Origin of the sequence: Candidatus Seribacter sulfatis, from assembly GCF_964187635.1 — a bacterium.
In the GTDB taxonomy this organism is placed as follows: Bacteria; Verrucomicrobiota; Verrucomicrobiia; order Opitutales; family Seribacteraceae; genus Seribacter; species Seribacter sulfatis.
Map to the genome: position 1 here is coordinate 49,692 of NZ_CAXLMO010000043.1, position 8,764 is coordinate 58,455.

The window sequence follows — 8,764 nt, forward strand, 5'->3', positions numbered from 1 at the left end:
TATTTTATATTTATGTTTACCGGAATAGTAGAAAATGTCGGGCGGGTAATTTCGTTCGAAGAAAAGAAAGAATCTTGGCTTCTTAAGCTTGATATTCCATTTGATGGATCGGATGGGATGGAGGCAGGTGCTAGTCTTTCTGTAAACGGTTGCTGCTTAACCTTTCGTGCAGATTCGAGCGGGGTAGGATCCTTTGATTTATTAGACGAAACTTTGGAAAGAACGAACCTCGGTAATTTGCAGGATGGGCATTTCGTAAACTTGGAACGTTCAATGCCAGCCAATGGTAGGGTGGGTGGACATTTTGTGACCGGCCATATTGATGCGTGCGGAGAGATTGAAATTTTTGAAGAACGTGGAAAAAACTTATACCTCCAAATCAAAGTACCTCCCACTCACAAGCAGTACTTAGTAGATAAAGGATGTATTGCGGTAGACGGATGTTCTCTTACTGTTTGTGATGTAACGGGAGATTCATTTGCTGTTTGGTTAATTCCACACACTCTTGGAAAGACAAATTTAATGAGTCGTCAACCTGGAGATCGGCTTAATCTTGAATTTGATTTACTCGCCAAGTATGTCGAGAAACTTGCTGCATCTTCAATCGAGCAATTATCTTGATGAATATTCCAGAAGCCAGTTTTGCTTTGCTTGAAGAACTCAAGCGTATGCGCGAAGAAGGAGTGCGTGAAATTTATCTTGAGGAGGAGACACTCACGCAGTTGGAAAAGAAGTTGGAACCGCTGATACCAGAACGTCCAGCTTCTCCTTTGAATAAGCCTACGCAAAAAAAAGCAGTAGATGTACCAACTTCCCGAAACAATCCCGTTAGACAGGAAACCACTTCGGTGGATACCGCTGAATCCACCCCGGCTATTGCCTCACAAGCTCCCCCGAAAACGATTACGGTAGAAGGTGCTGGTGTGTCAGGAGATAATGACGCAAAGTTTGCAACCCCGCCCAGCTTTACACTGCCCGAGGGTGATAAAAGAACAAAATGGAAATGGTTAGAAAAAGAAGTCAATAATTGCCCAATTTCAAATCCTGAAATTAATCCTGACGGTCAAATAATTTTTGGGAGGGGTGATCTTGATGCAGAATTATTTTTTTGTGGAGAATCTCCAAACGATGAGGATGAAAAGGCAGGTTCTGCCTTTGGAGGACCGGCGGGGGAATTGCTGGGTAAAATTATTGAAGCGATGGGTTTTCCGGTGCCTTCTGTTTATATTTCCAATATTTTACATTGGAAACCTAAGCATGACCTTGCTTTTGGACATCGTCCACCCAGTCAAGCTGAACTTCAATTTGCAATGCCCTATCTAAAAGCTCAATTAGAGATTGTTCAGCCTAAAGTGATTATTTCTCTTGGTAAAATCGCAACAGATGGATTTCTTGGGTTCGACTCAAAAAGAAGATTGGGAGATGTTCGTGGAAACTGGAATGAATATGAAGGTATTCCCCTCATGGTTACCTATCACCCATCTTACCTGCTTCATAATCCAAGTAAATCGGGAAAAAGAAAAGTATGGGAGGATATGTTAAAAGTGATGGAAAAGGTGGAAGTTTCGATAAGTGAAAAACAACAGGGATTTTTCCTTTAATTAATCGAAGTTCAGATATTTTAATGTCTTTTCGCAAAGCTCTATTAGTGATGGGGGGAGAACCGCCCTCAGAAGAAAGTCTACTTTGGCGCCGGGAGGAGGCAGATATTTCTATCGCGGTTGACGCCGGATGGTTATCCTTTCGTCATGCGGATATTTTCCCCGATGTGTTAATCGGGGATTTGGATAGTTGGGGAGGGGAGGAGAGTAGGGATGATATTCCACAGGAGGTCGAACTAATCGAGGTAAATGAGCAGGATAGAACTGATTTTCAAAAAGCACTCGATTACCTGAAAAAATATCCGGATATAACGGAAATCATTATTCTTGGTGGATTAGGGAATCGTACTGATCATTTGTTCGCCAATTTTCTAATCGCCTGTTCGGTAGACTCTGACCTAATCATTATTTTTGATTCTGAAAAAGAGTGGATTCGTCGGGTAACTTCAAATACAAAATTAAAGATTATCGGACAAGAGGGTGCGACAGTTAGTCTGCTCCCCATTACTTGTTGCAACTCTGTAAAAACTGCTGGATTGAAGTGGGAAATTGAAAACCAAGTGCTATCTGGCGTGGAATCATTTAGTCAAAGCAATATGTGTATTTCGAATGAGGCTTGGGTTTCCGTTGAGTCAGGAAGTTTATTAGTAATTTTACAAAAATAATATCTCCCGTTCTTTCAAGCTTGTAGCCTTTTTCAAATGTCACTTTGTACCATGAGAGCGAGGTTTGAAAATCACCTGTGATCTATTTTCCGACCATGCACAAAAAAGCCCTCTTGAAAGAGGGCTTTTAGGTAAAGTTAAAGTGGAAACTATTTGTATTGAGGGAGAAGATCTTGATCCATCGCTGCTTTGAAGTATTTCTCAGGATCTTTTTTCCAACGACGTTGAGCACTAGATGACCACAGATAGATCGTTTTTCCTTTGTATTCAACTGTTTTGGAATTTGGATTAATTACACGCTCCGGGTAAATGGGACAAAACTTTTGATCGAGCAACTTTACTTTATCTACTCCCAGTTTCTTTTGTTCGTCTGAACTGAAGAGTTTTGCAAGTACAGGTAGGGCTTTTAAGTAGTAGGCTTGATTCGAGTCGAACGCCTTGACGCAAGAACCACAGCAAAAATAAACCTTCTTTCCAAGAACTTCCGAAAATTCTTCGGTATCAATTTCATCTCCTGCCATGAGAGCACAAGTTTCTTGTTCAGCAAAGAGGCTGTTCGCGAGGAAAAGGGCAATAAGTAGAGTTGTAATATTTTTCATATACTTAACTAATGTCCTAAAAGTGAAATTTTATCAAGACTTTCGGAAGGTTTTCCCGAAAATATTTGATTAATCAATTTGACCTTTTGATGAAAATACTTGTGCATTGATATTGTTACCCATTTTGTAATGAATTCGGAAGATATAGAAAAGTATAGTGCAAAACTGTCAAAGTTAAGTCTTGAGATTGAGGATTACCTCAAGAAGAGTGAGGATTCTGCGTCCGCGGTCGAGCCCGATAATGCACTGGGTCGCTTATCTCGTATGGAAGCGATGCAAGATCAACAGATGGTGTTGGAGTTACGAAGGCGTAAAAAGAGGCAACTGTTGGACGTCGAAAACGCAATCAAGCGGATAGAACAGGAGAGCTTTGGATCCTGTATGTTTTGTGGTCAATCGATCTCACCGGATCGACTCGATGCCTTTCCGGAAGTTCAAACATGTGTGAATTGTGCGTAAATATTTAATTCGATAAAGGATTAAAAACTAATCCTTTATTTTCTATTTGTTTCAATTAATTCCCACTTTTTGAGTACAACTGACCTGGGGGACCAGGGTTGGTTATAGGCTCTTCATATCTATCACAAAACGGTATTTTACATCACTCTTTACTAGTCTTTTATAGGCAGCATTAATGTCGTTCATTTGAATCATCTCTACTTCTGAGACAATTTGTTTTTCTCCACAGAAATTCAACATCTCTTGTGTTTCTTTAATTCCGCCAATTAAGGAGCCAGCTAAGGTTTTTCTACCAAAAACAAGTTGCCCTACATTAATACTGAAAGTTTCTGGTGCACCCACTACGCACATAGTTCCGTCCACCTTTAATAAATCCATGTAGGGATCAAATGAGTGATTTACGGGAATCGTATTGAGAATGAAATCAAATTGTCCCAGTTCTTTTTCCATCGCATCCGGATCCGTTGAAATTAAAACCTCATCGGCACCCAAACTTTTTGCATCAGTTCCTTTTCCTGGCGAGGTTGTTATCATTACAGTATGGGCACCAAGAGCATGGGAAAATTTTACCCCCATATGGCCTAGCCCTCCAAGGCCCACGATACCTACTTTCTTGCCCGGGCCCACATTCCAATGTTTTAATGGGGAATAAGTGGTTATACCCGCACAGAGGAGGGGGGCAGTTGCTTTTAAATCAAGGCTATTGGGCATGGAAAGTATAAAGCTTTCATCGGCGACAATACTTTTTGAATATCCTCCAAATGTAAATCCGCCTGGATCCTCAGTCGGGCTATTGTATGTCGCCGTAAATCCATTCAAGCAATATTGTTCCTCTCCACTGATACAAGATTGGCACTCTCCGCAGGATTTAACCATGCATCCAATCGCGGCAACATCGCCGACTTTAAATTGTTTCACATCAGTTCCAACCTCTGAAACCCGTCCCACAATCTCGTGGCCAGGTACGACCGGGTATTCGCTCATGCCCCAATCATTGTTTACAAAATGAAGGTCGGTGTGACATACACCACAGTAATCGATTTCAATTTGTACATCATTGGATGCAACTAAGCGACGTTGAATGGGATAAGATTCTAAAGGAGATTTTGCATTGTGAGATGCGTATGCGTCTATTGTTTTCATATTTTAAATCTATAGATTTTAAAAGTTGTAGTGTTTAATTTTTGAGTATCCTGTTACTCGAAGTTAAATCCTGAGACTTTGCAATACAAGTCTAGTATGAGATTAATCAAATGAGTCATTCTCGATTCCAATCCTTGACCTTAATCTATTCCCTCATTCATAATTATAGGATGAAAAAATTGATTATTTGTATATTTATCTTTTGGGGTCTTGCAGGGTGTAGTCAAGAGGAGGAGCCAATCCCGTCTTTTCCAAAAATCGATAATCCTCTCGATCGGGAAGATAAACTAAAATCAACAAGTAAGGAGGCGGTCGATTTTTCAGAAATTAGCATTACCATCGAGAACGAAATAGAGATATTAAGACTTTCGACTAATGGAGAACGATACAACGGTTGGGTCAAAAAAAGTTATGAAAATGGAAAACTAGGATATCTTTTTCATTCCCAAAATGGAATGCAGGACGGATTATATACCGCATGGTATAGAAATGGAAAAAAAATGGTCGAGCGGACCTGGAAGAATGGAATGCGGAATGGACCCTTTAAGTTATGGACAGATGCAGGAATTTTAGACTCTCGTGGATTTAATCAAAATAATTTGAGGGATGGGCTTTTCGAAGAGTTTTATGCGGTCGGTAAAATAAAATCCAAGATCGAATATAGTAAAGGAAGGATACAAACCTTTTTAAGATGGAAACCAGACGGTACAAAATGCCCAGACACCCTCGTTAAGGCCGGAACTGGGTTAGTGATTCATTACAAAGAGGATGGCACGGTTGATTCAAATGAATCTTATTTAGATGGAGAGTATGATTACGGATATCCTTCAGATATAAATGAAACTTCTTTGAATACGGAAGACAAAGATAGTAATCCGATTAATTTAAATACTTCCCAAGCTGAAGTGTCTGAGGATGAAGTACCCGTGATCGAGTAAATTCATTCGGACACTTTTATTTTTCCTTTTTATCAAGAACCGGATCAAACCAAGCGGGAATAATTTCTAAATCCGCTTTCTCTCCGATACAGTAAACAACATCACCCACTTCTAAAACCGTATCCGCTAGTCGGTGTAAAATAAGTTCTTCTTCCCTCTTAATTGCGATTACCAAAACGCCTGTTTTTTCAGCAATTTTAAGTTCTTTTGGGGACTTCGATTCTGCTCTGCTTCCAGCAATGAGGAGAATATTTTCTACGGTTAAGTCCTTCAGTTCTTCGTGGTCACGAATCGGAAGTGCATCTTCTTTAAATTCCCGGTCCGAGTGCATGGTTTGTGAACGGGCATGATCAATTTCGCGGATAATCAAATTTCGGGGAACTTCCAATTTTCTAAGAACACGGGAGAGAACTTCTAATCCCCCCTCGACCTCGCAGGCAATTACACCAGCGGGCTTGAATTTGTTAAAATCTTCTACCCCTATCATGTATTGCGTTCGTACAAAGATTGGAACATTCACTTGCAGTCGATCAATCGTAGCTAATACCCGTTCGGTTGCTCCATGATCGTTAATCATAACCACAACGGCACGTGCAGATTCAAGGTGAGCATGGCCAAGTGCTTCCTCACTGGTTGCATCGGCGTAATAGACAGGATCTCCCCGCCCCCGTCCTCGCGAGACATTATCGGAGTTCATTTCCAAAACAACTGTTTCGATTGATAATGTTCGCAGACTTGCTGTCAAAAGTTCCCCAGAAATTCCATATCCGATGATAATGACATGGTCATTGTGACCCACTGTTTTCTGCTCCAGATCTTCCGCACTCTTCGTTCGCAATAACTTCGCCAGTGGATCGAGGACCCTTTCTCCTGCAGTGAAATGGGGAGCCTTGTATACAATTAAAGGAGTGAGGAACATACTGAGGATTCCCGCATTTAAAAGCGGTGCAATCTCATCGCTTGAAAGAACATCTTCTTGAATTGCTAATTGGATTAGAACAAACCCAAATTCACCGAACTGAGCCAAGCCTACCCCAGCCAGCCAAGCTGCTCTTGGAGGGAAACGCATAAACATGGCAGCGAGGGAAGCGATGAGTCCTTTACCAAAAAGAAAAGCAAGTAAGAGGAGGAGAACTTCACCCGTATAATCAAACAACACATCAAAATTAAAAAACATTCCAATCGATACAAAAAAGAAACTTACAAAGACATCCTTGAGCGGTAGGATATCCCCCATGGCTCGATGCCGAAAGTCGGTGTCTGCCACAATCATGCCGGCAAGGAAAGAACCAAGGGCAAGGGAAAGCCCGGTCAGAGAGGTGAGGTAAGCAGTGCCAATACATAGGCAGAGGACAGTGAGAATGAACACCTCGCTACTTCGACTTGCATCCACCCATTTGAAAAGTAAGGGAACCAATTTACGGGAACAGACGAAAAGTGCAGTTACCATTAAAACTGCTTGTGCCATCGCTATCCCAATTTCTTTCCATACATACAAATTCTCTAAGCCCTGCGAGAGAAGGGGAATAATTAAGACCATTGGTACAATGCAAAGGTCTTGAAATATAAGGGTCCCCACAATAAATCGACCATGGGGGGCATCTAATTCATTTCTTTCATTAAGTGTGCGCAAAACCAAAGCGGTGCTCGACAAGGCAAAGACAAACCCATACACGATTGCTTCTGGTAGGGGGCGATTTAATGAGAGGGCAACTACTGTTGTAATAGAGGCAGTTGCACCCACCTGTAATAGCCCACCCAATGCAACCTGTCTGAAAATATGTTTTAGTCGGCCGAGGGAGAATTCTAATCCGATAGTAAATAATAGGAAAACCACACCAACTTCGGCAATCACTTCAATAGTTTCTGAATCATTGGCCAAAGAAAGTCCGTGCGGGCCGACCAAAGCACCTGTTAGCACTAAACCTGCGACAACTGGTAGTTTAAAACGACCAAGCACAAGAGTCACAATTATGCTTACTGTTGCAATGAGAGTTATTTCTTCAAGAAAATGCATTGATTATTTCTGTTATGATTTAAAAGCATGTGATTAAGCACAACCCTACTTGTTGCTTTTTTTGGGCATGAGCTCAAACAATATTGAATTTTTATTTATGCAGTTAGATTGACTATTTTCCTCGAGTGCTTCTAGCATCATTTTGTGAAGTTATACTCCATCTATTTTCAAAGTTTAATTGTGGCATTATGTTGCCAATGGGCAAGTGGAGCACAGTACCCTAATTTTGATGATCGCTCGGTGGTTACAAAAATTATCTCAGATGCATTGGTTGGGGAGTGGGATGAATTCAATAACAAGTCTTTACCTTTTGCCGAGTTTAGGCAAAAGCAAGGACTTCAATATGAAAGGGCAGGTGCCCAACCATACTCTGGTTTTTACGTACAGTTGGACGGAAACAAAAGAATACGCAATCTGAGGCATTTTCAGGAAGGGGTTATGGACGGACCTGTTGTTAGTTGGCGAGAAAATGGGCTTAAATTTCATCAGGGCAATTATTCACTTGGTAAAAAAAACGGAATACAAAGTTCTTGGTCAGAAAATAATATGAAAATACTGGAGCAAAATTACCAAATGGGGAAATTGGATGGATTATCTGTTCGATGGTTCAGAAATGGACAGAAGAGCTCGGAACAGATTTTTCAAAATGGAAAGATTGTTACTGCAATCGGTTGGAAGCCTAACGGTGAGAGATGCCCGTCTACCCGAGTGGTTGATGGAGTAGGGATGCTAGTGATTTACAATGATTTTGGTGAGGAAGCTAATCGGGAGGAGTATGTGGCAAATAAGCAAAATCGTTCAATTGAGAGATATTCCAACGGTAATATTCGAGAGGAGGGATACTATAAAAATAACCAAAAAGATGGACTTTGGGTTTATTATCGGTTGGATGGGAAAGAACATTTTCGAGTCACTTATCTAGAGGGAGAAAGAATTAAAACGGAGTTTTCAACTGGGGCACTGGAAAATAGATTTTAGCACCAAAAGAAGCTCGCATTAAGTAATTCATATGCACGAGTGCCAAGAAGGACCTACCAATCAATAGCTTTATACCCGGCAACTTCTTGGTTGCTTTAGCTTCAACCTTTGCAGGTTACTCAACTTGTTTTGCTACGTTTTTGGGCTGGGTTGGGGTGATGCCAGGTACTTTCGATAGCTTAATCCAATTTGTTCCATCAGGTCAGCATAATCGTTACTTTTGAAATTGCCCGCCTTTGAGGAATTAGCGTACTTGTGTAACCGGATACGGGCCATTGGTCTTGCCTTCTTTTTCGATGTGGATCTGCAAGGATGGGAGGTTAATCGACTTAAAACTGTGGGGACATGGGGGTAAAAGTGAACT

Annotated in this window: 10 protein-coding genes; 6 read left to right on the forward strand and 4 right to left on the reverse strand. The window is 41.1% G+C overall.

All coding sequences use genetic code 11. The features are described from left to right. Positions 1 to 12: 12 nt before the first annotated feature. The 3 genes from ACKPQ5_RS05195 to ACKPQ5_RS05205 are packed head-to-tail and all read left to right on the forward strand — an operon-like array spanning position 13 to position 2,266. The gene (locus ACKPQ5_RS05195; protein WP_407678041.1) at positions 13 to 621 is read left to right on the forward strand and encodes a riboflavin synthase; all 609 of its coding nucleotides are present in this window, start codon (positions 13 to 15) and stop codon (positions 619 to 621) included. Next, entirely contained in the window at positions 621 to 1,601 is a 981-nt protein-coding gene (locus ACKPQ5_RS05200; RefSeq protein ID WP_407678042.1) for a uracil-DNA glycosylase, read from the forward strand. Before ACKPQ5_RS05195 ends, ACKPQ5_RS05200 begins: the two co-directional genes overlap by 1 nt. A gap of 23 nt (positions 1,602 to 1,624) precedes the next feature. Further along, positions 1,625 to 2,266, forward strand: a complete 642-nt coding sequence (locus ACKPQ5_RS05205; RefSeq protein WP_407678043.1) for a thiamine diphosphokinase — start codon at positions 1,625 to 1,627, stop codon at positions 2,264 to 2,266. Between the two features lie 149 nt (positions 2,267 to 2,415). On the opposite strand, the gene ACKPQ5_RS05210 is transcribed toward ACKPQ5_RS05205, so the two are convergent. Further along, complete coding sequence (locus tag ACKPQ5_RS05210; protein ID WP_407678044.1) at positions 2,416 to 2,865, reverse strand: hypothetical protein; 450 nt, start codon at positions 2,863 to 2,865, stop codon at positions 2,416 to 2,418. A gap of 129 nt (positions 2,866 to 2,994) precedes the next feature. Here ACKPQ5_RS05210 and ACKPQ5_RS05215 point away from each other — a divergent pair, with 129 nt between their 5' ends. Next, complete coding sequence (locus tag ACKPQ5_RS05215; protein WP_407678045.1) at positions 2,995 to 3,324, forward strand: TraR/DksA family transcriptional regulator; 330 nt, start codon at positions 2,995 to 2,997, stop codon at positions 3,322 to 3,324. Between the two features lie 102 nt (positions 3,325 to 3,426). Here the strand turns inward: ACKPQ5_RS05215 and ACKPQ5_RS05220 are convergent, their stop codons facing one another. Further along, positions 3,427 to 4,467, reverse strand: coding sequence for an NAD(P)-dependent alcohol dehydrogenase (locus ACKPQ5_RS05220; RefSeq protein WP_407678046.1), 1,041 nt, complete (start codon positions 4,465 to 4,467; stop codon positions 3,427 to 3,429). Positions 4,468 to 4,637: 170 nt separating this feature from the next. Between ACKPQ5_RS05220 and ACKPQ5_RS05225 the strand changes: the two genes are divergently transcribed. Then, positions 4,638 to 5,405, forward strand: a complete 768-nt coding sequence (locus ACKPQ5_RS05225) for a toxin-antitoxin system YwqK family antitoxin (protein WP_407678047.1) — start codon at positions 4,638 to 4,640, stop codon at positions 5,403 to 5,405. A 16-nt stretch (positions 5,406 to 5,421) separates the two neighbouring features. Here ACKPQ5_RS05225 and ACKPQ5_RS05230 read toward each other — a convergent pair whose 3' ends face one another. Next, positions 5,422 to 7,422, reverse strand: a complete 2,001-nt coding sequence (locus tag ACKPQ5_RS05230) for a cation:proton antiporter domain-containing protein (RefSeq protein ID WP_407678048.1) — start codon at positions 7,420 to 7,422, stop codon at positions 5,422 to 5,424. Between the two features lie 180 nt (positions 7,423 to 7,602). Here ACKPQ5_RS05230 and ACKPQ5_RS05235 point away from each other — a divergent pair, with 180 nt between their 5' ends. After that, positions 7,603 to 8,400 carry a toxin-antitoxin system YwqK family antitoxin gene (locus ACKPQ5_RS05235; protein WP_407678049.1) on the forward strand — a complete coding sequence of 266 codons (798 nt, stop codon included), beginning with the start codon at positions 7,603 to 7,605 and terminating at the stop codon, positions 8,398 to 8,400. Positions 8,401 to 8,532: 132 nt separating this feature from the next. On the opposite strand, the gene ACKPQ5_RS05240 is transcribed toward ACKPQ5_RS05235, so the two are convergent. Then, positions 8,533 to 8,764 (reverse strand): hypothetical protein (locus tag ACKPQ5_RS05240; protein ID WP_407678050.1); only part of this gene is annotated, 232 nt, incomplete at its 5' end.